The 26,264-nt window shown below is 65.7% G+C and carries 26 protein-coding genes; 12 read left to right on the top strand and 14 right to left on the bottom strand.

Annotation, left to right across the window (positions count from 1 at the left end; genetic code table 11):
• Nucleotides 1-39: 39 nt before the first annotated feature.
• The 9 genes from NJH59_RS00955 to NJH59_RS00915 all read right to left on the bottom strand — a co-directional run bounded on the left by NJH59_RS00955 (nt 40) and on the right by NJH59_RS00915 (nt 6,645).
• Nucleotides 40-363, bottom strand: coding sequence for a DUF3392 family protein (locus NJH59_RS00955; RefSeq protein ID WP_043860129.1), 324 nt, complete (start codon nt 361-363; stop codon nt 40-42).
• A 9-nt stretch (nt 364-372) separates the two neighbouring features.
• Entirely contained in the window at nt 373-1,587 is a 1,215-nt protein-coding gene (gene hemW / locus NJH59_RS00950; protein WP_253086238.1) for a radical SAM family heme chaperone HemW, read from the bottom strand.
• Nucleotides 1,584-2,180, bottom strand: coding sequence for an RdgB/HAM1 family non-canonical purine NTP pyrophosphatase (gene rdgB, locus NJH59_RS00945; protein ID WP_043860131.1), 597 nt, complete (start codon nt 2,178-2,180; stop codon nt 1,584-1,586). The genes hemW and rdgB overlap by 4 nt, the downstream gene beginning before the upstream one ends.
• A complete protein-coding gene (locus NJH59_RS00940) occupies nt 2,177-2,611 on the bottom strand; it encodes a DUF4426 domain-containing protein (protein WP_253086237.1) in 435 nt (144 codons plus the stop codon). The genes rdgB and NJH59_RS00940 overlap by 4 nt, the downstream gene beginning before the upstream one ends.
• Nucleotides 2,612-2,637: 26 nt before the next feature.
• Nucleotides 2,638-3,258: a methionine biosynthesis protein MetW gene (metW, locus tag NJH59_RS00935; RefSeq protein WP_043860133.1), complete on the bottom strand. Its 621-nt coding sequence runs from the start codon at nt 3,256-3,258 to the stop codon at nt 2,638-2,640.
• Nucleotides 3,259-3,265: 7 nt separating this feature from the next.
• On the bottom strand, nt 3,266-4,405 hold the full coding sequence (locus NJH59_RS00930; protein ID WP_043860134.1) for a homoserine O-acetyltransferase: 1,140 nt from the start codon (nt 4,403-4,405) through the stop codon (nt 3,266-3,268).
• Between the two features lie 95 nt (nt 4,406-4,500).
• A complete protein-coding gene (locus NJH59_RS00925; protein ID WP_054915542.1) occupies nt 4,501-5,091 on the bottom strand; it encodes a YggT family protein in 591 nt (196 codons plus the stop codon).
• Between the two features lie 10 nt (nt 5,092-5,101).
• Nucleotides 5,102-5,920 (bottom strand): pyrroline-5-carboxylate reductase, encoded by an 819-nt coding sequence (proC, locus tag NJH59_RS00920; protein WP_116052385.1) that lies wholly within the window; start codon nt 5,918-5,920, stop codon nt 5,102-5,104.
• Nucleotides 5,921-5,958: 38 nt separating this feature from the next.
• Nucleotides 5,959-6,645, bottom strand: coding sequence for a YggS family pyridoxal phosphate-dependent enzyme (locus NJH59_RS00915; RefSeq protein ID WP_054915543.1), 687 nt, complete (start codon nt 6,643-6,645; stop codon nt 5,959-5,961).
• 66 nt (nt 6,646-6,711) lie between these two features.
• Here NJH59_RS00915 and NJH59_RS00910 point away from each other — a divergent pair, with 66 nt between their 5' ends.
• On the top strand, nt 6,712-7,746 hold the full coding sequence (locus NJH59_RS00910; protein ID WP_058541786.1) for a type IV pilus twitching motility protein PilT: 1,035 nt from the start codon (nt 6,712-6,714) through the stop codon (nt 7,744-7,746).
• Here NJH59_RS00910 and NJH59_RS00905 read toward each other — a convergent pair.
• Nucleotides 7,743-8,381: a C40 family peptidase gene (locus tag NJH59_RS00905; protein ID WP_043860139.1), complete on the bottom strand. Its 639-nt coding sequence runs from the start codon at nt 8,379-8,381 to the stop codon at nt 7,743-7,745. The genes NJH59_RS00910 and NJH59_RS00905 overlap by 4 nt on opposite strands.
• A 156-nt stretch (nt 8,382-8,537) precedes the next feature.
• On the opposite strand from NJH59_RS00905, the gene NJH59_RS00900 reads away from it, so the two are divergent.
• Nucleotides 8,538-8,960, top strand: coding sequence for a TM2 domain-containing protein (locus tag NJH59_RS00900; protein ID WP_043860140.1), 423 nt, complete (start codon nt 8,538-8,540; stop codon nt 8,958-8,960).
• Nucleotides 8,961-9,000: 40 nt separating this feature from the next.
• Here the strand turns inward: NJH59_RS00900 and NJH59_RS00895 are convergent, their stop codons facing one another.
• From NJH59_RS00895 to NJH59_RS00885, 3 genes are all read right to left on the bottom strand, one after another.
• Nucleotides 9,001-9,693 carry an SPOR domain-containing protein gene (locus tag NJH59_RS00895; RefSeq protein ID WP_043860141.1) on the bottom strand — a complete coding sequence of 231 codons (693 nt, stop codon included), beginning with the start codon at nt 9,691-9,693 and terminating at the stop codon, nt 9,001-9,003.
• 1 nt (nt 9,694) lies between these two features.
• Nucleotides 9,695-11,431: an arginine--tRNA ligase gene (argS, locus tag NJH59_RS00890; RefSeq protein WP_043860142.1), complete on the bottom strand. Its 1,737-nt coding sequence runs from the start codon at nt 11,429-11,431 to the stop codon at nt 9,695-9,697.
• A gap of 177 nt (nt 11,432-11,608) precedes the next feature.
• Complete coding sequence (locus NJH59_RS00885) at nt 11,609-13,828, bottom strand: primosomal protein N' (protein ID WP_078481693.1); 2,220 nt, start codon at nt 13,826-13,828, stop codon at nt 11,609-11,611.
• Between the two features lie 166 nt (nt 13,829-13,994).
• Here NJH59_RS00885 and rpmE point away from each other — a divergent pair, with 166 nt between their 5' ends.
• The 3 genes from rpmE (at nt 13,995) to NJH59_RS00870 (ending at nt 16,492) form a co-directional block, all read left to right on the top strand.
• Complete coding sequence (gene rpmE, locus NJH59_RS00880) at nt 13,995-14,210, top strand: 50S ribosomal protein L31 (RefSeq protein WP_043860144.1); 216 nt, start codon at nt 13,995-13,997, stop codon at nt 14,208-14,210.
• 32 nt (nt 14,211-14,242) lie between these two features.
• Nucleotides 14,243-15,040 carry a thermonuclease family protein gene (locus NJH59_RS00875; protein ID WP_253086236.1) on the top strand — a complete coding sequence of 266 codons (798 nt, stop codon included), beginning with the start codon at nt 14,243-14,245 and terminating at the stop codon, nt 15,038-15,040.
• 183 nt (nt 15,041-15,223) lie between these two features.
• The gene (locus NJH59_RS00870) at nt 15,224-16,492 is read left to right on the top strand and encodes a malic enzyme-like NAD(P)-binding protein (protein ID WP_043860148.1); all 1,269 of its coding nucleotides are present in this window, start codon (nt 15,224-15,226) and stop codon (nt 16,490-16,492) included.
• Nucleotides 16,493-16,604: 112 nt separating this feature from the next.
• Here NJH59_RS00870 and NJH59_RS00865 read toward each other — a convergent pair whose 3' ends face one another.
• Entirely contained in the window at nt 16,605-19,037 is a 2,433-nt protein-coding gene (locus tag NJH59_RS00865; RefSeq protein ID WP_173925097.1) for a penicillin-binding protein 1A, read from the bottom strand.
• A 174-nt stretch (nt 19,038-19,211) separates the two neighbouring features.
• Between NJH59_RS00865 and pilM the strand changes: the two genes are divergently transcribed.
• The 7 genes from pilM to NJH59_RS00830 all read left to right on the top strand — a co-directional run bounded on the left by pilM (nt 19,212) and on the right by NJH59_RS00830 (nt 26,121).
• Nucleotides 19,212-20,063 (top strand): pilus assembly protein PilM, encoded by an 852-nt coding sequence (gene pilM / locus NJH59_RS00860; RefSeq protein ID WP_253086235.1) that lies wholly within the window; start codon nt 19,212-19,214, stop codon nt 20,061-20,063.
• The gene (locus NJH59_RS00855) at nt 20,060-20,590 is read left to right on the top strand and encodes a PilN domain-containing protein (protein WP_253086234.1); all 531 of its coding nucleotides are present in this window, start codon (nt 20,060-20,062) and stop codon (nt 20,588-20,590) included. Before pilM ends, NJH59_RS00855 begins: the two co-directional genes overlap by 4 nt.
• Nucleotides 20,587-21,492 (top strand): pilus assembly protein PilP, encoded by a 906-nt coding sequence (locus tag NJH59_RS00850; RefSeq protein WP_088514653.1) that lies wholly within the window; start codon nt 20,587-20,589, stop codon nt 21,490-21,492. The genes NJH59_RS00855 and NJH59_RS00850 overlap by 4 nt, the downstream gene beginning before the upstream one ends.
• A 48-nt stretch (nt 21,493-21,540) precedes the next feature.
• Complete coding sequence (locus tag NJH59_RS00845) at nt 21,541-22,788, top strand: type IV pilus secretin PilQ (RefSeq protein WP_231390559.1); 1,248 nt, start codon at nt 21,541-21,543, stop codon at nt 22,786-22,788.
• A gap of 4 nt (nt 22,789-22,792) precedes the next feature.
• Entirely contained in the window at nt 22,793-23,311 is a 519-nt protein-coding gene (aroK, locus tag NJH59_RS00840) for a shikimate kinase AroK (protein WP_043859939.1), read from the top strand.
• A 100-nt stretch (nt 23,312-23,411) separates the two neighbouring features.
• Nucleotides 23,412-24,509: a 3-dehydroquinate synthase gene (gene aroB / locus NJH59_RS00835; protein ID WP_043859938.1), complete on the top strand. Its 1,098-nt coding sequence runs from the start codon at nt 23,412-23,414 to the stop codon at nt 24,507-24,509.
• 16 nt (nt 24,510-24,525) lie between these two features.
• Nucleotides 24,526-26,121 carry an AAA family ATPase gene (locus NJH59_RS00830; protein ID WP_043859937.1) on the top strand — a complete coding sequence of 532 codons (1,596 nt, stop codon included), beginning with the start codon at nt 24,526-24,528 and terminating at the stop codon, nt 26,119-26,121.
• The last annotated feature ends 143 nt before the right edge of the window (nt 26,122-26,264 follow it).

Below are 26,264 nucleotides of genomic sequence, written 5' to 3'. Positions count from 1 at the left end.
AGCGAGATCCTGTAGGAGCCAGCCTTGCTGGCGAAGCTTCTAGCGGCGGTCTGCGACCACGCCAAGCAACACCAGCACCACCAGCAGCACCGGCGCCAGTGCATAGTTGTTGAACTGGCTCAGCCCGCGTACCACCCACGGCGTGGCATAGATCAACGCCGCACCACTGCCGATCAGCACCAGCAGGGCCATGAACGGCACGCGCAACGCACCTGCCAGCCCGCCCAAGCGCTGTTCGACCCAGCCCTTGATGTCGGTGCCGAACAACACCAGCAAACAGCCTACAAGCGCCAGAGAGATCTCCGACAGGTTACTGCGGCTCCAGCGGGAGACGGTCGAGAGCAGGTCGAGTACCAGGTCCATTCGCTATCCTTAGGTCAAGAAATACTGCAGCAGGTCGTTGAGAAACAGCTGGCCCCGCGATGTTGCCACCAGCCGCGTCGGTTCGACCTGCAAAAGGCCCTTTTGTTCGGCTTCACGGCGCGCCGCCGCCAGTTGTTCCAGCGGCAGGCCGGTACGCTGCGCGAACAGCGCAGCCTCCACGCCCTCGGTCAGGCGCAGGGCGTTCATCAGGAACTCGAACGGCAGTTCGTCCACCGCCAGCAGCTTGTCGCCCGCCTTGAACGCCTTGGCCGGGTTCAGGTAGTCCTTGGGCAGCCGGGTTTTCCAGGTGCGCACGATGCGCCCGTCCGGGTGGCTGAGCTTGCCGTGGGCACCGGCGCCGATGCCGATGAAGTCGCCAAAGCTCCAGTAGTTGAGGTTGTGCCGCGCCGGGCGCCCTGGCTGGGCGTAGGCCGACACTTCGTACTGGCGGTAGCCGTGCTCGGCCATCAGCGCCTGCCCGGCCTCCTGGATATCCCACAGGATGTCGTCCTCGGGCAGCAGCGGCGGCTGGTTCCAGAACACCGTGTTCGGCTCCAGGGTCAGCTGGTACCACGACAGGTGGGTAGGGTTGAGCGCGATGGCCTGGCGCAGGTCGCCCAGCGCATCGTCCAGCGACTGGTCGGGCAGGCCGTGCATCAGGTCCAGGTTGAAGTTGTCGAACCCCGCCGCACGCGCCATGCCGGCCGCACGAACCGCCTCGTCACCGTTGTGGATGCGCCCCAGCGCCTGGAGCTTGGCCTGCTGGAAGCTCTGCACGCCGATCGACAGGCGATTGATGCCCAGTTGCCGGTAGGCCTTGAACTTCTCCTGCTCGAAGGTCCCGGGGTTGGCCTCCAGGGTGATCTCGATGTCGGCGGCGAACGGGATGCGTTGCTCCACGCCCGCCAGCAGGCGGCCCAGCGCACGGGCACTGAACAGGCTCGGGGTACCGCCGCCAAAGAAGATCGAGCTGATCGGTCGCCCGTACACCGCGCCCAGCTCCTGGTCGAGGTCGGCGAGCAGGGCGTCGACGTAGGCCTCTTCCGGCAGCTGCGGGGTGGCGGCATGGGAGTTGAAGTCGCAGTACGGGCATTTGCGCACGCACCACGGGATATGGATGTACAGCGACAGCGGCGGCAACTGCGCGAGTGCCGCCCGAGGTGCGTTGGAGCTGAAGCCAGCCTCGCCCAGATGCAGTGGCTGTGCCGGCGTGCGGTCGGTCATTGCAGGCCCAGGCGCTGACGCAGCAGGCTCATGGCGCGGGCGCGGTGGCTGATCTGGTTCTTGTCTGCGGGGCTCAGCTCGGCGCTGGAGCAGTCGCGCTCTGGTACCCAGAACAGCGGGTCGTAGCCAAAGCCGTGGGCACCGCTGGCCTGGTGCAGGATGCGTCCATGCCACAGGCCCTCGCACAGGATCGGCAGCGGGTCGTCGGCATGGCGTACCAGCGCCAGCACGCATACGAACTGCGCGCCGCGCTCGGCGTCCGGCACGTCCTTGAGTACCTCGAGCAACTTGGCGTTGTTTGCCGCGTCGCCCTGGCCATCGGCGTAGCGCGCCGAGTAGATGCCCGGCGCACCACCGAGAAAGTCCACCGCCAGGCCCGAGTCGTCGGCCAGGGCCGGCAGCCCGGAGATACGTGCGGCATTGCGCGCCTTGAGGATGGCGTTCTCGACGAACGACAGGCCGGTTTCCTCCGGCTCGACGCTGCTGAATTCGCCAATCGAACGCAGTTGCACGGTGTCACCGAGCATGGCCTGCAGTTCCTTGAGTTTGCCGGCGTTGTGGCTGGCCAATACGAGTTGCTGGATGTTCATCATTCGCCTGGGAAGAGCTCTTGGTTGAAACTGATGGTCTCGGTCTTGCCACCAATTGCAACATTGATCGTGAAGGTGCGGGTTTCCTGCTGCTCCACCGGGAACTGGGCGATGTAGTAGATCGCGCCCTGTTCGGTGATCTGCTTGAAGCTGAGCGGCACCGTGCGGCTGCTCAGGTCCTTGACGCTGCCGCTGACCTGGGTCACCTGCGGCTTGCCGGCCTTGATCACCGACACGTTGATCACGCCCTGGTTCTTGCTGCGCACCAGTTGCGCCGCCTTGGCGATGTCCGGCTGCAGGAAGGTGGAGATGAAGGTGCTGTAGTGCACCGTGGTGTCACCGAAGACTTCCTTGCGCTCGCCCTTGATCGCATCGGCAGAAAGCGCCGTCGTGCTCAGGCAGGCAACCAGTAAAAAGCTCAACAAGCGACCCATGATCTGTCTCCTCCAGTGTGGGTTGTTCAAACCGCGACCTTGTGTTCCTGCAGGCCCGGGCTGCTGACACGGTAAATGCCGATCTCCCCTAGAAGATTAGGCCATAGCTTGCTCGCCCACCCATGCCGGTGCATATGGTCGACCGCCAGGCGGTCGAGCACCTGGGCGCGACGTTCGCTGCACAGCGCCTCGAAATCCTCGAAGGTGCAGAAGTGGATGTTCGGCGTGTTGTACCAGGTATACGGCATGAAGTCCGACACTGGCATGCGACCCTTGGTCGCCAGGTACCAGCGGCAGCGCCAGTGGCCGAAGTTGGGGAAGGTGATGATGCACTGGCGGCCCACGCGCAGCATTTCGTCGAGGATCCGGTCGGGGTACTCCACGGCCTGCAGGGCCTGGGTCATGACCACCACGTCGAAGCTGTTGCTGGCGAAGTTGCCCAGGCCCTTGTCCAGGTCCTGCTCGATGACGTTGACGCCCTTGGCCACGCACTGGGCGATGTTGTCGGGGTCGATTTCCAGGCCGTAGCCAGCCACCTGCTTGGTGTCACGCAGCGAGGCGAGCAGCTCGCCAGTACCGCAACCGAGGTCGAGTACCCGGCTGCCGGCGGGGATCCAGTCTTGGATGATTTCCAGGTCGGCTCTCATGGGGTCCTCAGCAGACGATGCGGTTCATGTAGTTCGTGAATCCCGTGATGTAGCGCGGGGTCGGGATCAGGAAGGCATCGTGGCCATACGGCGAGTCGATATCCAGGTAGCACACGTTCTTGCGCGCGGCGATCAGCGCATCGACGATCTCCCGCGAGCGCGCCGGCGAGAAACGCCAGTCGGTGGTGAACGACATCACGCAGTAGTCGGCGGTGACGTGGGCCAGGGTCGCGGCCAGGTCGCCGCCGTGGCTGGCGGCGGGGTCGAAGTAGTCCAGCGCCTTGGTCATCAGCAGGTAGGTGTTGGCATCGAAACGCCCGGAGAACTCCTCGCCCTGGTAGCGCAGGTAGCTTTCGACCTGGAACTCGACGCTGTGAAAGTCGTAGTTGAGCTTGTCGCTCTTGAGCTCGCGGCCGAATTTCTCGCCCATCGAGTCATCCGACAGGTAGGTGATGTGCCCGACCATGCGCGCCAGCATCAGCCCGCGCTTGGGGATCACGCCTTCGGCCTGGAACGAGCCGCCGTGGAACTCGGGGTCGGTGAGGATGGCCTGGCGCGCCACTTCGTTGAAGGCGATGTTCTGCGCCGACAGCTTGGGTGCCGAGGCGATGTCCAGGCAGTGGCGCACGCGGTCGGGGTAGGTGATGGTCCATTGCAGCGCCTGCATGCCGCCCAGGCTGCCGCCCACCACGGCGGCCCACTGGCCGATGCCCAGGCGATCGGCCAGGCGCGCCTGGCTGTGCACCCAGTCTTCCACGGTGAGTACCGGGAAGTCGGCGCCGTAGGGCTGGCCGGTGGCCGGGTTGACGCTGCTGGGGCCGGTGCTGCCGTTGCAGCCGCCGAGATTGTTCAGGCTGACCACGAAGAAGCGGTTGGTATCGATCGGCTTGCCCGGCCCGATGCAGCTATCCCACCAGCCCGGCTTGCGGTCGTCGGGGCTGTGGTAGCCGGCGGCATGGTGATGCCCGGACAGGGCATGGCAGATCAGCACGGCATTGCTGGCCGCGCTGTTGAGGGTACCGTAGGTTTCAAAGACCAGCTCGTAGCTGGCCAGCGAGCGACCGCAGGCCAGGGCCAGGGGCTCATCGAATCGCGCCAGTTGCGGTACTACCAGACCGACCGAATCTTCGGGAAAGACAGTGGACATCGACCCTGCTCACGCTTGAATGAGGCGTAAGTCTAAAGACCGCCACCCCCAGCGGCAAGCAACATGGCGCGGCTTGCGGCCGGGGGTGGTGCGGGTCAGATCATGCGGAACAGTTCCTGCGGCATTCCGGCGTAGGCGGCCAGCGGCGGCATCACGAACGACTGGATCACCTGGATCGCCAGGAAGGCGAAGATCGGCGAAATATCCAGGCCTCCGAGGTTGGGCACCAGCTTGCGAAACGGTGCCAGCACCGGCTCGCTGATCTGGTAGGCCAGCTCGGCGGCGGGGTTGTGGCTGCCGGGGGCGATCCACGACACGATCACCATCACGATCATCGCGACCCAGAAGATCTTCAGGAACAGCGAGGTGACGCCGATGACGGCCCACATCAGCAGGTGCGGGATGTCGCCGAAGGTGCCGTAGGTGACCATCAGCACGAACGCCATCAACAGCGCCTGGATCACGATCGACAGGATCAGCGATGAGGTGTCCAGCCCGAACACGCTGGGGATGACGCGCCGGATCGGCTTGAGCAGCGGCTGGGTGGCGCGCACCGCGAACTGGCTGAGCGGGTTGTAGAAGTTGGCCTTGACCAGCTGCAGCACGAAGCGCAGCAGCACGATGACCAGGTACAGGCTGACCAGTGTTTGCACCACGAAGATCGCGGCGCCCGAAAGTGCATTCATGCAGAGCTCCTTAGTTGCCCAGTTGTTCGGCCATTTCGGCCGAGCGGTGCGCCGCGGCGCCCAGTGCTTTTTCTACCAGCACCTCGAACCCGTTGGCCTGGAACGACTTGATCGCCGCCTCGGTGGTGCCATTGGGGGAGGTGACGCGCCGGCGCAGTTCGCTGGCCTCGACATCGCTGGCCACGGCCATGTGCGCCGCGCCCAGGGCGGTTTGCAGGGTCAGCCGGGAGGCGACGTCGCGGGGCAGGCCGAGTTTTTCGCCGGCTGCGGTCATCGCCTCGATCAGCAGGAAGAAATACGCCGGGCCGCTACCGGAGACCGCGGTCACTGCATCCAGTTGCTGTTCGCTGTCGACCCACAGGGCCACGCCCACTGCCGAGAGCAGTTGCTCGGCTTCGGCGCGTTGTTCGGCCGATACCTGCTCGGTGGCGTACAGACCGCTGACGCCCTGGCGCAGCAGCGCCGGGGTGTTGGGCATGCAGCGTACCAGCGGTTGCTCGCCCAGCCAGTTGCGCAGGCTGGCGCAGGTGATGCCGGCGGCAATCGACACCACCAGCTGGTTGGGCTTGAGGCTTGGCTTGAGCGCCTGGCACACCGCCTTCATGGCTTGCGGCTTGACCGCGATCAGCACCACGTCGGCGCCATCGACGGCCTGGGCGTTGTCTTCGAACAGCTGGATGCCGTGTTCGGCGTGCACCCTGGCGCGCGTCTCGGCACCCGGGTCGCTGGCGCGGATCTGCGCGGCGTCCACACCCTGGGCGCGCAAGCCGCCGATCAGGCTGGCGGCCATGTTGCCGGCGCCGATGAAGGCAATTCGAGTCTTGCTCATGTCAGGTCCTTGGTTGAAGAAGGTGAACGATGCATGGGTCAGGCCTGGCCGTAGTCGCGGGCACCGAACAGGGCGGTGCCGATGCGCACCCAGGTCGCGCCCTGGGCAATCGCTGCTTCCAGGTCGTGGCTCATGCCCATCGACAGGGTGTCCAGGCCCAGGTTCAGGCTGTCCTGCAATTGGCGTACACGGGCGAATGCCGCCGCCTGGGCGGCCGGGTCGTCGGTGGGTTCGGGAATCGCCATCAGGCCGCGCAGCTTCAGGTGCGGCAGCGCCGCGATGGCCTGGGCCAGCGCCGGCAGCTCGTCGGGGTTGCAGCCCGATTTGCTGGCCTCGCCGCTGACGTTGACCTGTACGCACACATTCAGTGCGGGCAGCCCGGCAGGGCGTTGTTCGCTGAGGCGTTGTGCGATTTTCAGTCGGTCCACCGAATGTACCCAGTCGAAGTGCTCGGCGATTGCTCGCGTCTTGTTCGATTGAATGGGGCCGATGAAGTGCCAGGTCAAGGGCAGGTCGGTCAATTCGAGCTGCTTGGCCAGGGCTTCCTGCAAGTAGTTTTCGCCCACGTCGCGCACGCCGGCCGCATACACTTCGCGTATCGCGGCAGCCGGCTTGGTCTTGCTCACGGCCAGCAGGCGGACCTGCCCGGGGTCACGCCCGGCGGCCTGTGCAGCGCTGCGGATGCGGTCGGCAAGCGTGGAAAGGTTGTCTGCTATGGTGGACATGGATCAACGCCAGCGGCTGTTCGGGTCTGCGGCATTCTACCTGCTTGGCGATGTTTGGGGAGTGTTATGGACATGACCGGGCTGATGGCCCTGGCGCTCAGGGAAGGCGCCTCCGATCTGCACCTGGCGGCCGGCAGTGCGCCGATGATCCGCCGTGACGGGCAGATGCAGCCGCTGGGGCCGGCGGCGTTGAGCAGCGACAACCTGCATGCCCTGCTGGCGCAGCTCATGAGCCCACAGCAGCAGGAGGACTTCGCCAGGCTGCAGGACCTGGACTTTGCCGTGGCCGTGCCCGGGCTGGGGCGCTTTCGGGTCAACGCCTTCGTGCAGGTGCGCGGGCCGGCGGCGGTACTGCGCCTGATACCCGACCAGGTGCCGACGCTGGCGAGCCTGCAGCTGCCGGAGGTGTTTCGTCGCATTGCCGAGTCGCCGGCCGGGCTGGTGCTGGTGACCGGCCCCACCGGCTCAGGCAAGTCGTCCACCCTGGCGGCGCTGGTCGATCACCTCAACCGCGAGCGCGCCGTGCATATCCTGACCCTGGAAGACCCGCTCGAATTTATCCACATCCCGCTGCGCAGCCAGCTCAGCCAGCGTGAGATGGGGCGTCACAGCCAGGGGTTCGCCCAGGCGCTGCGGGCTGCGCTGCGCCAGGACCCGGACGTGATCATGCTGGGCGAGCTGCGCGACCTGGAGACGATCCGTCTGGCCCTGACCGCCGCCGAAACCGGCCACCTGGTGCTGGCGACCCTGCACACCGCCTCGGCTGCCAAGGCCATCGACCGGCTGGTGGACGTGTTTGCCGCGCAGGAGAAGGCCCTGGTACGCACCATGCTCGCCGACGCCTTGCAGGCGGTGGTGGCCCAGGTGCTGGTGCCCAGGGTGCAAGGCGGGCGAGTGGCCGCGCACGAGGTCCTGCTGGCCACGCCGGCGGTGCGCAACCTGATTCGCGAGGGGAAGGTGGCGCAGCTGTACTCGGCCATGCAGACCGGCGCGGCGTTGGGCATGCAGACCCTGGACAGCAGCCTGCAGGGCCTGGTGAGGCGGGGAATCGTCAGCCTGGAAACGGCCAGGGCGAACGCGCGTTCGCCCGATCAGGTCTAGCGTTTGGCCAGGCGCAGCTGGGTTTGCGGCTGCTCCTTGGGCAGTACGCGCTTGGCGACCACGTAGTGGCTCTGCCAGTAGGGCTTGTTCAGGGTATCGATGCTGACCCGCTTGCCGCGCCGTGGCGCGTGGATGAAGCGGTCGTTGCCCAGGTAGATGGCCACGTGGTTGACGCGGCGACTCTTGATGTTGAAGAACAGCAGGTCGCCGGGCTTGAGGTCCTTGCGGTCGACTTTCACGCCGTGGCCGCTGGCCATGGCGTTGGAGGTACGCGGCAGGTCGACCTCGTCGATGTCGTTGAAGGCGTACTTGACCAGCCCGCTGCAGTCGAAGCCCTTGCTCGGGCTGCTGCCGCCCCAGCGGTACGGGGTGCCCAGCACGTTCACCGCGCGGCTGAGCACATCGCTGCTCTGCTTGGCCGGCATCGAGGCGACCTGGCGGGTGGTCTTGGCGACCTTGGAAGAGGCGGCGGACGAGGTGACCTTGGCGTGGGCGCCCTTGGTCGAGCGTACGGCTGCAGTGCTGGTGGTGTGCACGTTGAAGCCGTTGGGAAGACGTTGCTCACGGTTGGTGGCGTGGGCGGCCAGTGGCAATAAAAGGCAAACAGTCAGCCATGTCTTGAAAAAAGGTCGCATGGGCAGGGCTCTTGTTGGTTAAGCGCGCAACTTTATAACAGCTTTTTGATCGAATTCTGGTCCGTTGGTCGATTGCAGAGGCGCCATACGTCGGCTGAGCACGTAAAAGTCACATTTTTTCTTAGAAAATTTCTCTCTAAACCGTGGAGGCTATGAATGAACAGTTATCAGCAACAGGCGCAGCCCCAGGACACCCACAGCAAGGTCCTCGGCTACTTGCTGTGGATCTTCGGTTTTACCGGGTCGCACCGTTTCTACTACGGCAGGCCGGTGACCGGCACCATCTGGTTCTGCACCCTGGGCCTGCTCGGTATCGGCTGGCTGATCGACCTGTTCCTGATCCCGAAGATGGACAGCGAGGCCGACCTGCGCTTTCACGCCGGCCCGCTGGACTACAGCCTGGCCTGGATCCTGCTGACCTTCCTGGGGATATTCGGCGTGCACCGCATGTACCAGGGCAAGTGGATCAGCGGCGTGATCTATGCCTTTACCGGCGGGCTGTTTCTGCTGGGGGTGCTGTACGACTTCTGGACGCTGAACACCCAGGTATCGCTCAAGAACGTGCAGGCGCGGGCCTGAAAGCAGGCGGCCCGCTGCTGCGGGCCGCCGAACATCGGGGTTACTGGCGTATCTGGCGCTGTTGCAGCAGCAGGTTGTTGAAGCCGCTGCCGGCCAGTTGCTTCTGCGCCACGGTCAGCTGTTCGCGATTGCTGAACGGGCCGACCAGCACGCGGTACCAGGTCTCTTCCTTCACCGTACCGGACTCCACCTTCACCGCCTGGCCGAGCAGGATGATCTGCGCACGCACCTTGTCGGCATCGGCCTCTTTGCGGAACGAGCCCGCCTGCAGGTAGAACTGCGTGGTAGCGGCCGGCTTGATCACCGGCGGTGCCGGTGGCGGGGTCTGCCCCAGCAGCGCGGCCTGGGCGCGGGCGGTGTCGATCTTGGCCGCCTCGGCCGGGGTCACCGGTGGCTGCGCCGGTACCGGCGGGGTTTTCTCCGGCACGGCTTCGGGCGGCACAATCACTTCCGACTCGGGCAGCAGTGTGTAGAAGTCGTACTTGGGCTTGACCGGCTGCTGCGGGCTCGGCGCGGTCTTGTTCGCCTCGGCGATCTTCTCGGCCTTCTGCTGGGCTTCAGGCTTGGTGCGCTTGACCTCGTCGCGGCTGGGCTCGAGTTTCATCAAGAACACGATGAACGCACCGACCGTGAGGCCGATGGCCAGCCACATCCAGCCCGGTATCGGTTGCTTGGCCGGGGCCTGATAGCGGCTGGCGCCGCGCTTGGGAGCAGGTTTTTTCTTGGCAGCCAACTTACATGCGCTCCAGGGTTTCCAGGCCAAGCAGTTCCAGGCCCTGCTTGAGGGTGCGACCGGTCAGGGCGGCCAGGCGCAGGCGGCTCTGCTGCTGTTCGGGTGTTTCTGCGGCGAGGATCGGGCAGTTCTCGTAGAAGCTGGAGAACAGGCCGGCCACGTCGTAGAGGTAGCTGCACAGTACGTGCGGGGTACCTTTTTCGGCGACGTTGTTCAGGATTTCGCCGAACTGCGCCAGGCGCGCGGCCAGGTCCTGTTCCTGCGGTGCCTGCAAGCGGATCTCGCCTTCGACCTGGTCGAAGCCCTTGCCCAGCTTGCGGAACACGCCGGCCACGCGGGTGTAGGCGTACAGCAGGTAAGGCGCGGTGTTGCCTTCGAAGTTGAGCATCAGCTCGAAGTTGAAGCTGTAGTCGCTGGTACGGTGCTTGGACAGGTCGGCGTACTTGACCGCGCCGATGCCCACCACCTTGGCGATGGCGCGCAGTTCTTCTTCAGGCAGCTGCGGGTTCTTCTCCTTGACCAGGGCGTAGGCACGCTCCTTGGCTTCGTTGAGCAGGTCGATCAGCTTCACGGTGCCGCCGTCGCGGGTCTTGAACGGGCGGCCGTCGGCGCCGTTCATGGTGCCGAAGCCCATGTGCTCCATGTCCATCGGGTGGGTCACGAAGCCGGCCTTGCGGGCCACCGCGAACACCTGCTGGAAGTGCAGGGCCTGGCGCTGGTCGACGAAGTACAGGGCGCGGTCGGCCTTGAGCACGCCGCTGCGGTAGCGCACGGCGGCCAGGTCGGTGGTGGCGTACAGGTAGCCGCCGTCGGCCTTGACGATGATCACCGGCAGCGGCTCGCCCTCGGCGTTCTTGAACTCGTCGAGGAACACGCACTGGGCGCCGTTGCTTTCCACCAGCATGCCCTTGGCCTTGAGGTCCTCGACCACATTGGCCAGGTCGTCGTTGTAGGCGCTTTCGCCCATCACGTCGGCCATGGTCAGCTTGACGTTGAGCAGCTCGTAGGTCTTCTGGCAGTGCGACAGCGAGATGTCCTTGAAGCGGGTCCACAGCTTCAGGCACTCGGGGTCGCCGGCCTGCAGCTTGACCACCAGGCCACGGGCGCGGTCGGCGAACTCGCTGGACTCGTCGAACCGCTTCTTGGCGGCGCGGTAGAAGTTCTCCAGGTCCGACAGCTCTTCGCTGGTGATCGGGTTCTCTTCCAGGTACGCCATCAGCATGCCGAACTGGGTGCCCCAGTCGCCCACGTGGTTCTGGCGTACCACATCGTCACCGAGAAACTCCAGCACACGGGCCACGGCGTCGCCGATGATGGTCGAGCGCAGGTGGCCGACGTGCATTTCCTTGGCCAGGTTGGGCGCCGACATGTCGATCACGACCTTCTGCGTGGCGCCGGCCTTGTGCACGCCGAGCCTGGCGTCGGCCAGTGCGGCATCCAGGCGCGAGGCCAGGGCCTGGGTGTTCTGGAAGAAGTTGAGGAAGCCCGGGCCTGCGATCTCCACCTTGCTGACCTGCGGGTCGGCGGGCAGGGCGGCGATGAGTTTCTCGGCCAGGTCGCGCGGCTTGAGGCCGGCGGGCTTGGCCAGCATCATCGCGATGTTGCTGGCGAAATCGCCGTGGGTCTTGTCCCGGGCGTTTTCCACCTGGATCGCCGGCGTCAGCCCGTCAGGCAGCACACCGTCGTTGACGAGTTGGGTGAGGGCTTGCTGGATCAGCTGGCGAATGGTGTCTTTCATGGGCTTCTCTTTCGACCGCAAGCGCGGCGGCGCCTGGATGCGCAGGTGGAAAAACTGGGTATTATCCGTTGCCGGGGCGAGGTTGCCAACCTTTAGGGCCCTTTGGCCGACAATGCAGGCTCTGCAGAGGGCCAGGGCTCATCAAACCTGTAGGAGCCGGCGTTGCCGGCGAAGCGGTCAGTACAGGTCGACCGGGTCCACATCCAGCGACCAGCGCACCTGTCGCCCGCTCGGCATCTGCTCCAACACTAACAGCCAGGCGCTCATCAGACGATGCAAGGATGCCCTTGCATTGGCCTGCAACAACAATTGCGCACGAAAACGTCCCGCCCGTCGCTCCATCGGCGCCGGCACCGGGCCCAGCAGCTCGATGCCGTGCAGGTCGTGCTCTGCCAGCAACTGCTCGGCGGCGCTGCAGGCCTCATCGAGAAAGCTCTCGGCCTGCCCCGGCTTGTGCGCCTCGGCGCGCAGCAGCGCCAGGTGCGCGAAGGGCGGCAGGCCGGCGGCGCGGCGCTCGCTCAGGGCCTGTTCGGCAAACGCGAAATAGCCCTGCTCGGTAAGCTGTACCAATAGAGGATGGTCGGCCAGGTGCGTCTGGATGATCACCTTGCCTGGCTCCTCTGCACGCCCGGCACGCCCTGCCACCTGCACGATCAGTTGGGCCATGCGCTCGCTGGCGCGAAAATCCCCGGAGAACAGCCCGCCATCGGCATCCAGGATCGCCACCAGGGTGACCCGCGGAAAGTGGTGCCCCTTGGCCAGCATCTGGGTGCCGACCAGGATGCACGGCTCGCCGCGCTGCACTGTGGCGAACAGCTGGTTCATCGCGTCCTTGCGCGAGGTGCTGTCGCGGTCCACGCGCAGCACCGGGACATCCGGAAACAGAATGCTCAGGCGCTCTTCGGCGCGCTCGGTGCCTGCACCTACCGGGCGCAGGTCCACATGGTTGCACTGCGGGCACTGGCGCGGTACGCGCTCGTCATAGCCGCAGTGGTGGCAGCGCAGTTCGCCGGAGCGCTGATGCACGGTCATGCGCGCATCGCAGCGCGGGCATTCCGACAGCCAGCCGCAGTCGTGGCACAGCAGCGTGGGGGCAAAGCCGCGACGGTTGAGGAACACCAGCACCTGCTGACCGGCGGCCAGGGTCTGGCCGATGGCCTGTTGCATGGGCCCGCTGATGCCGCTGTCCAGGGGCCGGCTCTTGACGTCCAGGCGCAGGAAGCGCGGCGCCTTGGCGCCACCGGCGCGGTGGTTCATGCGCAGCAGGCCGTAACGACCGGAGTAGGCGTTGTGCAGGCTTTCCAGCGATGGCGTGGCCGAGCCCAGCAGGATCGGGATGTGCTCCTGGTGCGCGCGCACCAGGGCCAGGTCGCGGGCGTGATAGCGCAGGCCTTCCTGCTGCTTGTAGGAGCCGTCGTGCTCCTCGTCGATGATGATCAGGCCCGGGTTCTTCATGGGCGTGAACAGCGCCGAGCGGGTACCGATGATGATGTCGGCCTCGCCATCACGGGCTGCCAGCCAGGCTTTGAGGCGTTCGCGGTCGTTGACTGCCGAATGCAGCAGGGCAATGCGCGCATTGAAGCGCTGCTCGAAGCGCGCCAGGGTCTGCGGCCCGAGGTTGATCTCCGGAATCAGGATCAGCGCCTGCTTGCCGGCCTCCAGGGTCTCGCGGATCAGTTGCAGGTAGACCTCGGTCTTGCCGCTGCCGGTGACCCCGGCCAACAGAAAGGCATGGAAGCTGCCGAACCCTGCCTGCACCGCATGAAACGCCGCCTTCTGTTCATCGTTGAGCGGCAGTTCGGGCTGTGCCAGCCAGTGTTCGTGGCGCGCCGGCGGGGCATGCCGGCGTACCTCCACCTGCACCAGCTCCTTGGCCAGCAGCAGGTCGAGGCTGTCCTTGCTCAGTTTGAGCTTGCTCAGCAGGCCGTGGGCCACGCCGTGCGGATGCTGCGCCAGGGTGGCCAGGGCATCGCGCTGGCGCGGTGCGCGGGCGATGCGCGGGTCGTCGTGGCGCGCCCCCGGGGCCACCTGCCAGAAGCGTTCCTGGTGCGCTTCGGCCGGCTCGCCCTGGCGCAGCAGCACCGGCAGCGCCCAGCTCAGGGTGTCGCCCAGGCTGTGCTGATAGTACTGCGCGGTCCACACGCACAGCTTGAACAGGGCTGGCGGTATCGGCGATACCGGGTCAAGCAGGGCGATGGCGGGCTTGAGTTTGTCGGCGGGCACCTCGCTGTGCTCGCACACCTCCACCAGGATGCCGATCATCTCGCGGCGCCCGAACGGCACGCGCAGGCGCATGCCGGGGGTGAATGCGGTGTGCGCCATGCTTGCCGGGGCCCTGTAGTCGAACAACCGCCGCAGGGGCGAGGGCAAGGCAAGGCGAAGGATGACGTCGGACACGCGCAGGGTCTCTGAAGGGCAATTCGGTAGCCGCCGAGCCTAGCAGACGACAGTCGGTACAAGCGACAACTTGCGCTGATGGCATGCTCTGGTATTATTCGCCGCCTAATTACGTGCGGTATTCAACAATGGTGTTGGGTGGCGGCACGCAGTCGAGGAAGTGACCATGAAACCAGAAATTCATCCGAATTATGAAGCAGTCGCAGTCACCTGCAGCTGCGGCAATGTGTTCCAGACCCGTTCGACCCTGTGCGCTCCACTGGCCACCGACGTCTGCAACGAGTGCCACCCGTTCTACACCGGTAAGCAGAAAGTGCTGGACACCGGCGGCCGCGTACAGAAGTTCGCCGACCGTTTCGGCATGTTCGGTGCCAAGAAGTAAGACGGCGCGAAGCTGGCCCCATGGGCTTGGCAATGCTGTTGAAGAAGGCGTCCCTGGTGGGCGCCTTTTTTGTGGCCGCGATCTGGCAGTTGCCGGCGCATGCGCTGTGTACGCTGCCGGCCGACGCGCAGCGCGAGGTGCAGAGCGTTGCGGTACGCCAGGTGATCGACGGCGATACCTTGCGTCTGAAGGATGGGCGCAATGTGCGCCTGATCGGCATCAATGCTCCCGAGATCGGGCGCAAGGGGCGGCCCAGCGAGCCCTATGCGGTGGCCGCGCGCCAGCGTTTGCAGGCCCTGGTCAAGGCCAGTGGCGGGCGGGTCGAGCTGCTGCCGGGTACAGAGCCGCGCGACAAATACAAGCGCACCCTGGCCCATGTGTTCGACCGCTCTGGTCACAATCTGGAAGAACAACTGCTGGGCGAGGGTCTGGGTTATCGCATCGCGGTAGCGCCCAACATCGCCCTGCGCGACTGCCATCAACAGGCTGAACAGGCCGCCCGCAGCGCCCGCGCGGGGCTGTGGGGCCAGCCGCCGGTGATCGCGCCGGGGCACCTGCGCCAGGCCGGTTTTGCGCTGGTCGCTGGCCAGGTTCAGTCGGTCGAGCACAGCGGTGGCGCCATCTGGATCGAGTTGGGCCATTCGCTGGTGCTTCAGGTGCCGGCCAGGTTGTCGCGCAACTTTGCGCCTGATTTCACCGACGGCCTCGAAGGCCGGCGCGTCGAAGCCCGCGGTTGGGTGCTGGATCGTTCCCGCAAGGGCGGGCTCAAGCCGGGTCAGGCGCGCTGGATGCTGCCACTCACCGACCCGACGATGCTGGAAAGACAATAAAGATAATAAATTGTGAACATTTTAAAAATGGATTGTACACACTGAAAGCCTTGCGGGCTGCGGCTCTTGGCTTAAAGTCGTAGGCTAAAGGCCTTGACACAAGTGACCGGGCAGTCTTGTCGGCCCATTGCTCTTTGCGTATCCTCGGCGGTCCGTCAGAACAGTAAAAGCGGAATGCCCATCATGTCAGATTTGAAAACTGCCGCTCTCGAATACCATGCTCAGCCTCGTCCGGGGAAACTGAGCGTAGAGCTCACCAAACCGACCGCGACTGCTCGCGACCTGGCGCTGGCCTACAGCCCGGGTGTTGCCGAGCCAGTACGTGAAATCGCCCGTGACCCGGAGCTGGCCTACCAGTACACCGGCAAGGGCAACCTGGTAGCAGTCATTTCCGACGGCACCGCCATCCTCGGCCTGGGCAACCTGGGCCCACTGGCGTCCAAGCCGGTGATGGAAGGCAAGGGTGTTCTGTTCAAGCGTTTCGCCGGTATCGACGTGTTCGACATCGAAGTCGATGCCGAAAGCCCGCAGGCCTTCATCGACACCGTCAAGCGCATCTCGATCACCTTCGGTGGCATCAACCTGGAAGACATCAAGGCACCCGAGTGCTTCGAGATCGAGCGCGCGCTGATCGAGCAGTGCGACATCCCGGTGTTCCACGATGACCAGCACGGCACCGCGATCGTGACCGCGGCCGGCATGATCAACGCCCTGGAAATCGCGGGCAAGACCCTCGCCGATGCCAAGATCGTCTGCCTGGGCGCCGGTGCTGCGGCCATCTCCTGCATGAAGCTGCTGGTGAGCATGGGCGCGAAGATCGAAAACATCTTCATGGTCGACCGTACCGGCGTGATCCACGCTGGCCGTGACGACCTGAACCAGTACAAGGCGGTGTTCGCCCACGCTACCGACAAGCGCAGCCTGGCCGATGCCCTGGAAGGCGCTGACGTGTTCGTCGGCCTGTCCGGTCCGAACCTGCTGAGCCCTGAAGGCCTCAAGTCGATGGCACCGAACCCGATCGTGTTCGCCTGCTCGAACCCGGACCCGGAAATCTCGCCGGAGCTGGCCCACGCCACCCGCAGCGACGTGATCATGGCCACCGGTCGTTCCGACTACCCGAACCAGGTCAACAACGTACTGGGCTTCCCGTTCATCTTCCGTGGTGCCCTGGACGTTCGCGCCAAGCGCATCAACGAAGAGATGAAGATCGCTGCCGCCAACGCCCTGAAAGACCTGGCCAAGCTGCCGGTGCCCAAGGAAGTCTGCGCTGCCTACGGCGTCGACGCGCTGGAATTCGGTCGTGAGTACATCATTCCGAAGCCGATGGACGCACGCCTGATCACCGTGGTTTCCGATGCCGTGGCCAAGGCTGCGATCGAAAGCGGTGTGGCGACCCTGCCGTATCCGAAGAACTACCCGCTCAAGAGCGTTGATGACGTGTTCAACGGCTGAGCCGTTGTAGCGTTGTAGCAAAAAGCCCCGGCTCGCGAGAGTCGGGGCTTTTTGTTTGGGGCTGGTAATTGTGCTGGCGAATGGGCTGCAGGGCAGCCCCCGGGTTACCCCATCAGAACAGATCGATCGGCGCCGACTCGTCCGCCGGCAGCGGGCTGCCTGGCGCACTGCCACCCAGCTCGTTGACCGACGGCGGGGTGTCTTCGGCCTTGAACAGCTCGAAGTACGCATCAGGCGTGCTCGGCGTGGCCGCACGGCCGCTCACCGGGTCCACCCGCAGGCTGAGGATGCCTTCAGGCTGCGGCAGCGTGTGCATCGGCTTGTCCTTGAGCGCGGCGCCCATGAAGCTCATCCAGATCGGCAGCGCCACGGTACCGCCATACTCGCGACGGCCCAGGGTCTCGGGCTGGTCGAAGCCGCTCCATACGGTGGTCACGTAGTCGGCGTTGTAGCCGGAGAACCACGCATCCTTGGACTCGTTGGTGGTACCGGTCTTGCCCGCCAGATCGGTGCGCCCCAGCGCCAGGGCGCGTCGCCCGGTGCCACGCTTGATCACGTCCTGCAGCATGCTGGTGAGGATGTAGCTGGTACGTCCGTCGATGATCTGCTCGGCCACCGCCGGCACCTGCGGCGCCACCGCACTCACGTCGGCGCCCAGTGCCGCATCGGTGACGATCGGCGTTTCGGCGGCGCCAATCCCGGCCTCGTCCTGATGCCCCCGGGGCACGCTGGGCGGGTTGGCGGTGAACAGCGTCTCGCCATTGCGGCTTTCGATGCGGTCGATCAGGTACGGGGTGATCTTGTAGCCGCCGTTGGCAAACGCGCTCCAGCCGGTGGCGATCTCCATCGGTGTGAGGGTCGCGGTGCCCAGCGCCAGCGACAGGTTGCGCGGCAGGTCCTGCTTGTTGAAGCCGAAACGGGCGATGTAGTCGATGGTCTTGTCCACGCCCATGGCCTGCAGCAGGCGGATCGATACCAGGTTGCGCGACTTGTACAGCGCCTCGCGCATGCGGATCGGGCCAAGGAAGGTGTTGGTGTCGTTCTTGGGTCGCCACACCTTGTCCAGGTACTCGTCGACGAACACGATAGGGGCGTCGTTGACCAGGCTGGCGGCGGTGTAGCCGTTGTCCAGCGCCGCGCTGTAGACGAACGGCTTGAAGCTCGAGCCCGGCTGGCGCTTGGCCTGCATGGCGCGGTTGTAGTTGCTCTGCTCGAACGAGAAGCCGCCCACCAGAGCGCGGATGGCGCCGTTGTTCGGGTCCAGGGTCACCAGTGCGCTCTGGGCGCCCGGCACCTGGCTGAACTTCAGTTCGCCTTCGCCGGTGCGTTGCACGCGGATCACGTCGCCGACCTGGGCCACATCGCCCGGCTGCTGCGGGGCGCGGCCCTGGCTGTTGGTGTTGAGGAATGGGCGGGCCCATTTCATGGTGTCCCAGGCCACGGTCTCGGTCTGGCCCGACTTGGTCAGCACCTGCAGGCCGGTCTTGTCGACCTGGGTGACGATGGCCGGTTCCAGCCCGCCCAGTGGGCGCAGCTTGGTCAGCTCCTGCAGCCAGGCGGCCTGGGTCTTGCCCGGCAGGCGCGACTCGGGGCCGCGGTAGCCGTGGCGGTGGTCGTAGGCACTGAGGCCATCGAGCACGGCGCTGTTGGCCATTTCCTGCAGGTCGCTCGGCACCGTGGTGGTCACGCGGAAACCTTCGGTGTAGGCGTCGCTGCCGTAGCGGCCGACCATCTCGGCGCGGGCCATCTCGGCGATGTACGGGGCATTCACCTCGGGCGTCGGCACGTGGTAGCTGGCGTTGATCGGTTCGGCCAGGGCAGCCTGGTAGCTGGCTTCGTCGATCTTGCCCAGCTTGTACATGCGCCCCAGGATCCAGTCGCGGCGTTCCTTGGCGCGCGTCGGGTTGGCCAGCGGGTTGAAGCGCGACGGTGCCTTGGGCAGGCCGGCGATCATCGCCATCTGCGCCAGGCTCACGTCACGGATCGACTTGCCGTAGTACACCTGCGCTGCGGCTTCGATGCCGTAGGCACGGTTGCCCAGGTAGATCTTGTTCACGTACAGCTCGAGGATCTCGTCCTTGGTCAGCTCGCGCTCGATCTGCAGGGCCAGCAGGATCTCGTTGGTCTTGCGCGAGAAGCTGCGTTCGCTGCTGAGGAAGAAGTTCTTCGCCACTTGCATGGTGATGGTGCTGCCGCCGGTCTGGATGTGCCCGGACTTGAGCAATTGTGTTGCAGCGCGCATCAGGCTGCTGGGGTCGACCCCATAGTGATTGGCGAAGTTGTCGTCTTCGGCGGACAGCAAAGCCTGGATGAAATGCGGGGGAATGTCGGCGAAACGGATGGGAGAACGCCGCATCTCGCCGAACTCGGCAATCAGCTTTCCATCGCTGCTGTATACCCGCAAAGGGATCTGCAACTGGATGCTTCTCAGGGCCTCTACCGAGGGCAGGCTGGGGCTAAGATACAGAAACGCGCCGCTCAGACCGAGCACGACGGCACAGATGACTGCGACGAAAGACCACCAGAAGAACTTCAGCAGGCGTATCAAGGCTTTGGGGTGTCCAGTTTGAAATATGGATTGAGCGCAGGGCTGATCGACGAGAAAAAACGCTGGGCATTATAAGCAATTTTCACTGTGCCGCGTGGGTTGCGCGGTGCACGGGCTGACCGGTGCCCTGTCTGGGGGCCGGTCGAAGCAGGCGGATGCCAGGGAAAGCCAATGTTTGGACGTTTCGGCAAGGATGCCGGTTCACTGCTGGGTATCGATATTTCATGTTGCGCGGTGCGATTGCTGCAGCTGCGGCAGGTGGCAGGGGCCTTCGAGGTGCGTGCGCAGGCCGTGCAGACGCTGGCGGCGGGCGTGCTGCAGGACGGCCGGGTGGCCGACCCGGCACAGCTGGCGCAGGTGCTGGGCGATGCCCTGGCCCGCAGCGGTGCCACCTTGCGCGAGGCGGCGCTGGCGATTCCGGCCGCGGCCGTGCTGAGCAAGACCGTGCAGGTGCCGGCGGGGCTGGCAGAGGATGCCCTGATTGCTCGCCTGTGCCATGAGGCCGAACCTTTCATACCCTTTGCCCTGGACGAGGCGGCCTTCGATTTCGAGTGCCGCGGCTCGGTGGCGCACGACCCGTGCTACGAGGCGGTGGGGGTGTATGCCTGTCATCAGGGCTGGCTCGACGGGCTGGAGGCGGCACTGGAGCTGGCAGGCCTGCGTGCGCGGGTGGTCGAGACCGACAGCCTGGCGTTGTTGCGCGCGGTCGGGGCGGACGATGACGCGGTCGCCGTGGTGCGGGTCGAGCCAGGGCACTGGGCGCTGCATGCACAGCACCAGGCATGGCGTGCCGACGCGGGTGCAGTGGCCGATGTGCCGCAGGCGTTGGCTGCCTGCATCGAACGCTGGTTGCAGGCCCTGGAGGGCCCTGCACCGGCGCGGCTGGTGGTGACCGGGGCGGCTGCCGATTCGGCCCGGGCGCTGGAAGTGCAGCGTCGGCTGGGTATCGAAACCACGGTGTTCGATGCCGCCGAACCCGCCCTGGCGCTGGCCTATGGGCTGGCGATGAGGCGTGCCCCGTGAGGCGCGATATCAACCTGCTGCCGTGGCGGGCCTGGCAACGCCAGCGCAGTGTGCGGCAGTTGCAGGGGTTGATGCTGGTGGCTCTGCTGCTGGGGCTCGCCATCGTGGTGCTGCTGGACCGGCATGGCGCCTATCGCCTGGCGCACCAGGGGCAGGCCAATGCGGCCCTGCGCGATGCCATCGCCCGGCTTGAGGGCCCGCTGGCAGAACTGGCCGACCTGACCGCCCGGGGCGATGCGCTGCAGGAGCGCATCCAGGGGCTGGATGCCGTGCTGCGCGCCGCGTCCCCAGGTGGGCAGGTACTTGCACCGCTGGCCACGCGGGTACCGCAAGGGCTGCAACTGACTGCACTGGCGCTCGAGGGCAGCGCGCTGCGCCTGGAGGGGGTGGCACAGGGGCGGGCGTCGGTCACTCAACTGCTGCGCAATCTGGATCAGGCCCCTGGCCTGAGCGAGGTGCAGTTGCAGGAGATCAAGGCCACCGCCGCCGGCGAGGTGTTCCACCTCCGTGCGCAGGTGCAGCCATGAGCCCGGCTCTCGACTGGTACCTGATGGCAGCGTGGCCTCGGCGGTACAAGGCGCTGTTGCTGTCGGCTTGCCTGCTGCTGGCGCTCGGTAGCGGTTATGGGCTGCACCTGCGCGGGGCGAACGCTTCGCTTGAGCGGGCGCTGGCGCGTGGGGCCGAGTTGCAGCAGGCCTGGCAAGCGCAGGCAGACCAGGTCGCCCGGCTGGACGAGCAGCAGGCCCGCTTGCTCGGCCTGGAGCAACGCCTGCGGGAGGCCCAGGCCCGGCTGCTGCCAGCGGGCGGCATGCCCGGCCTGCTGCAGGCTGTCGCCCGGGCCGGGCGGGGCCTGGTGTTCGAGCAGGTGAAAGTGTTGCCGGCGCAGCCGCAGGCCCTGCATGCCGAAATGCCGGTGCACCTGCAGGTGGTGGGCGACTTCGCCGCGCTGGCCGGTTTTGTCGACGCCCTGGCCACACTGCCTGAGCGCGTGACCCTGCATGACCTTCACCTGGCGCCGCTGGCGGGGCGTGGGCAACTGCGTCTGCAGATGCACCTCAAGGCCTATGCGTCCGGCCTGCCGGTCGACCCCGTGGCGCAGCCGGCGCCGGTGCTGGCGGAGGCGCGCGATCCCTTTGCCGCGCCGGCGCGCGCAGCGCTCGAATTTGCGCTGGAACACGTGCCGCTGGAACAGATGGAACTGGTTGGGCACCTGGCCGACCGTCGCGGCGGGGTCGCGTTGATCCGTGTTGCGGGGGCGTTGTACCCGTTGCGCGAAGGTGACCGGCTGGGGCCGGACAAGGGGCGGGTGGTGCGCATCGATGCGCAGCAGGTCGAGCTCGAGGAGCAGGTATGGGTCGAGGGCGCCGGCTGGGTGGAGCGCTCGCAGGTGATCGAAGCCAATGGGGTGGCTCGACACGTCGTCAACTGACCAGGGAGGTCGTGGATGAACAGGATGTTCCGCCTGTGTGCGGTACTGATGGTGGCGCTGCCGGTAGCAGGTGCAGGGCTTGGGGCCGAGGGGGCAGGGTATGGCGGCGAGTCGCTGTCGTTGAGTTTCCAGGATGTCGAGGTGCGTTCGGTGCTCAAGGTGCTGGCCGACTTCACCGGGGTCAACCTGGTGGCCAGTGATGCAGTACAGGGCAAGGTGACCCTGCGCCTGCACGAGGTGCCCTGGGAACAGGCACTGGACCTGGTGCTGCGCAGCAAGGGCCTGGGTCGGCGTCAGGAGGGCAACGTGCTGCTGGTGGCGCCTTTGGCCGAACTGGCCGGGCACGATACCCAGGCCCGTGCGGCGCAGGCCCCGCCCACGCTGGTGCGCGAACTGCTCACGGTCAGCCATGCGCGGGCCGGGGACATCGTGCAGCTGTTCCAGGCCATGGTCGAGGACGACGACCCCGGCGCGATCACGGTCGACGAGCGCACCAACACCATCATTGCCAGCCAGCCGTCGGCACGCCTGGCCGACCTGCGGCGGCTGCTCGCGCAGCTCGATGTACCGGTTCGCCAGGTGATGATCGAGGCGCGCATCGTCGAGGCCAATGTCGATTACGAAAAAAGCCTGGGGGTGCGCTGGGGCGGGGCGGTGCAACTGGGCGGCGGCCTGCGCGCAGGCGGGTTGGCCGCCGACGGGCTGCCGTTCGTCGACCTGGGGGTGGAACGGGCCACCTCGGGTATCGGCCTGGGGTTGGTGCGCGACAGTGTGCTGCTCGACCTGGAGCTCAGCGCGATGGAAAAGACCGGCAATGGCGAAATCATCTCCCAGCCCAAGGTGGTCACCGCCGACAAGGAAACCGCGCGCATTCTCAAGGGTACCGAGGTGCCGTATCAGGAGTCGGGCGCCAACGGCACTACGTCCACCACCTTTCGCGAGGCCTCGCTGTCGCTGGAGGTGACCCCGCAGATCACGGCCGACAACCGGGTGATCATGACGGTCAAGGTCACCAAGGACGAGCCGGACTACCTCAATGCCCTCAACAGCGTGCCGCCGATCCGCAAGAACGAGGTGAATGCCAAGGTTCAGGTGGGGGATGGCGAGACCATCGTGATCGGCGGGGTGTATGCCACCGTGCAAAGTAATGTTGTCGACAAGGTGCCATTTTTCGGCGATGTGCCGTATGTTGGGCGGCTGTTTCGTCGCGCTGTCATCCAAGAGAAAAAATCCGAGCTGCTGGTCTTCCTGACTCCGCGTATCATGAGTGACCGGGCGATTGCTGTGAGTCGTTGATTCTGTGCGAAATTTGATACTTGTAGGGCCGATGGGTGCCGGTAAGAGCACCATCGGTCGCTTGCTGGCCAAAGAGCTGCGCCTGCCGTTCAAGGATTCCGACAAGGAAATTGAGCTGCGCACGGGCGCCAACATCCCGTGGATCTTCGACAAGGAAGGCGAGCCCGGCTTTCGTGATCGCGAGCAGGCGATGATCGCCGAGCTGTGCGAGGCCGACGGTGTGGTGCTGGCCACCGGCGGCGGCGCGGTGATGCGCGATGCCAACCGTGCGGCGCTGCATGCCGGGGGGCGCGTGATCTACCTGCACGCCTCGGTGGAGCAGCAGGTGGGGCGTACGGCCCGTGACCGCAACCGGCCGCTGCTGCGCACGGCCAACCCGGAGGCCACGCTGCGTGCCTTGCTCGAGTTGCGCGACCCGCTTTATCGGGAAATCGCCGACCTGGTGGTGGAAACCGACGAGCGGCCGCCGCGCATGGTGGTTCTGGATATTCTGGAGCGCTTGCAGAAGTTGCCGCCCCGTTAAGGCTTGACTATCCTCGGCGGCCAGTCATGCCCTGGCAGGGCACTTCGTTATTGCGCGGGTCGGGTCTTCGATGCCGCGCCTTTGTTCTTTGTGGGGACACATGCAGACACTTAAGGTCGAACTGGGCGAACGCAGCTACCCGATCTACATCGGCGAAGGCCTGCTGGATCAGCCTGAACTGCTGGCGCCGCACATTGCCGGCAAGCAGGTCGCCATCGTATCCAACGAGACTGTCGCGCCCCTTTACCTGCAACGCCTCACCCACAGCCTGGGGGCCTATTCGGTACTGCCGGTGGTGCTGCCCGATGGCGAGGCCTTCAAGAACTGGGAAACCCTGCAACTGATCTTCGACGCCCTGCTGACGGCACGTCACGACCGTCGCACCACCGTGATCGCCCTGGGCGGCGGGGTGATCGGCGACATGGCCGGCTTTGCCGCCGCCTGCTACCAGCGCGGCGTGGACTTCATCCAGGTGCCCACCACGCTGCTGTCCCAGGTGGACTCGTCGGTGGGCGGCAAGACCGGCATCAACCACCCGCTGGGCAAGAACATGGTCGGTGCCTTCTATCAGCCCAACGCAGTGCTGATCGATACCGCCAGCCTCAAGAGCCTGCCGCCGCGCGAGCTGTCGGCGGGCCTGGCCGAGGTGATCAAGTACGGCCTGATCTGCGACGAGCCGTTCCTGGGCTGGCTCGAAGACAATGTCGATGCGCTGCGTGCGCTCGACCAGGCTGCACTGACCCGCGCCATCCAGCGCTCCTGCGAGGCCAAGGCGGCCGTGGTGGGGGCTGACGAGCGCGAGTCGGGCGTGCGTGCCACGCTCAATCTCGGTCACACCTTTGGCCACGCCATCGAAACCCACATGGGCTATGGTGTGTGGCTGCACGGTGAAGCCGTGGCGGCTGGCACGGTAATGGCCCTGGAAATGTCCATGCGCCTGGGCTGGATCAGCCAGGCGCAGCGCGACCGCGGCATTCGCCTGTTCCAGCGCGCCGGCCTGCCGGTGGTGCCTCCGGCCGAAATGACCCCGGCCCATTTCATGGAACACATGGCGGTCGATAAAAAGGTGCTCGACGGTCGTCTGCGCCTGGTCCTGCTGCGCCATATGGGCGAAGCCGTGGTGACCGACGACTATCCGCAAGAGATTCTTCAGGCCACGCTGGCGGCGGATTACCGCGCAATCGTGGCCCAGCTTTGAGGTTGACGAGAGTTCGATGACTAGTTTGCATGCCGACGAGGCCTTTCTCGGCCATTACCAGTTGAACCATGACCCCTTCGCTGCGCGGGTGCCTGGCTTCAAGTTCTTCCCTGCCCAGCGCAAGCCGGTGCTGGGCCAGTTGCATCACCTGGCCCGCTACAGCCAGTTGCTGCTGGTGGTCACAGGCCCTCTGGGCAGCGGCAAGACCCTGCTGCGCCAGGCCCTGGTGGCCAGCACCAACAAGCAGTCGGTGCTCAGCGTGGTGGTTTCGGCGCGTGGCGCCGGCGATGCAGCCGGCCTGCTGGCCCAGGTAGCGCAGTCGCTGAACGTGGCCAAGGCGCAAGTCACCGAGATCCTCGCCCAGATCGTGCAGCTGGCGCTGACCGGTCAGGAAGTCTACTTGCTGGTGGACGATGCGGAACAACTTGGCGAGTCGGCACTCCAAGCCTTGCTGGAACTGGCGGCGGGCACACCGGAAGGTCGCCCGCACGTGTTCCTGTTCGGCGAGCCGTCACTGATCGCAGCCCTGGATGAACTCAATGCCGAGCAGGAGCGTTTCCACGTCATCGAGTTGCAGCCCTACACCGAGGACGAAACCCGGGAATACCTGGAGCAGCGTCTGGAAGGTGCCGGGCGTGGCATCGAGGTGTTCACCAGCGAGCAGATCGCCGAGATTCACGAAAACTCGGACGGCTGGCCTGGAGCAATCAACCAGGTGGCCCGCGATACCATGATCGAAGCCATGCTCGCCACCCGCTCGCCGGTGAAGCGACCATCAATGGGGTTCAATATGCCGAAGAAACACGTGCTGGCGTTGTCTGCCGTGGTAGTGGTTGCCGTGGCGGCAGCCGTGCTGATGCCCAAGAAGGGCGACCAGGCGCCGGCCACTGCGCCTGCCGAGCAGGCGCAACTGCCCCTGGGCCAGGGCAAGCCGGGCAATGCCCAGTCGAACAACGGTGGCCCGGCCATCGAGTTCGCCGGTTCTTCGCAGCCGATGCCGCTGCCACTGGTGGGCCAGTCCCAGCCGGTGATGCGCGGCCCGCTGGCCGAGGCGGCCGGCATGGGTGATGGCGAGGAATCCGGCCCGGCTGGCGACACTGCACTGCAGCCGCCTACCGTTACCACCACTGCACCGCCCGCCGGTGTCACTGCAGGCCCGGCGCCTACGATGGCCCAGCCGGTTGTACCGGCGCAGCAGCCTGCCGCGCCAGTGGCCAGCAAGCCGGTTGCACCTGCCGCCAAGCCCGCCCCTGCACCCGTGCAGGTGGCCACGGCCAAGCCAGCACCCAAACCTGCAGAAAAACCCGCTGCCAAGCCCGCTGCGGGCGGTAGCTGGTACAGCGGCCAGGCGCCAGGCAACTACGTGGTGCAGATCCTGGGCACCAGTTCCGAGGCATCGGCCCAGGCGTTCGTCAAGGCCGAGGGTGGCGACTATCGCTACTTCAAGAAAACCCTGCAGGGCAAACCCCTGTACGTGATCACCTACGGCAACTTCTCCAGCCGCGATGCAGCCGTCGCTGCAATCAAAACCTTGCCAGCCAAGGTCCAGGCTGGTAAACCTTGGCCTCGTACCGTTGCCAGCGTCCAACAAGAACTGGCTGCGACCCGCTGATACATGGTCGGGTGGCACTACCCCCGCCACCTGCTGAGCGACTCCTGAACCCCGGTCTAGCCTGCTGCGTAACACGCGGCAGGCTTTTCTGTCCCAGACTGCCGGCCACAAGCCCCTGTTGCAGTCCAGGCTGAAACGCTTCA

This window comes from Pseudomonas sp. VE 267-6A (assembly GCF_024126555.1).
In the GTDB taxonomy this organism is placed as follows: Bacteria; Pseudomonadota; Gammaproteobacteria; order Pseudomonadales; family Pseudomonadaceae; genus Aquipseudomonas; species Aquipseudomonas palmensis.
Note: the sequence above shows the minus strand (reverse complement) of the source record. Positions and strands in the feature narration are given on the sequence as shown.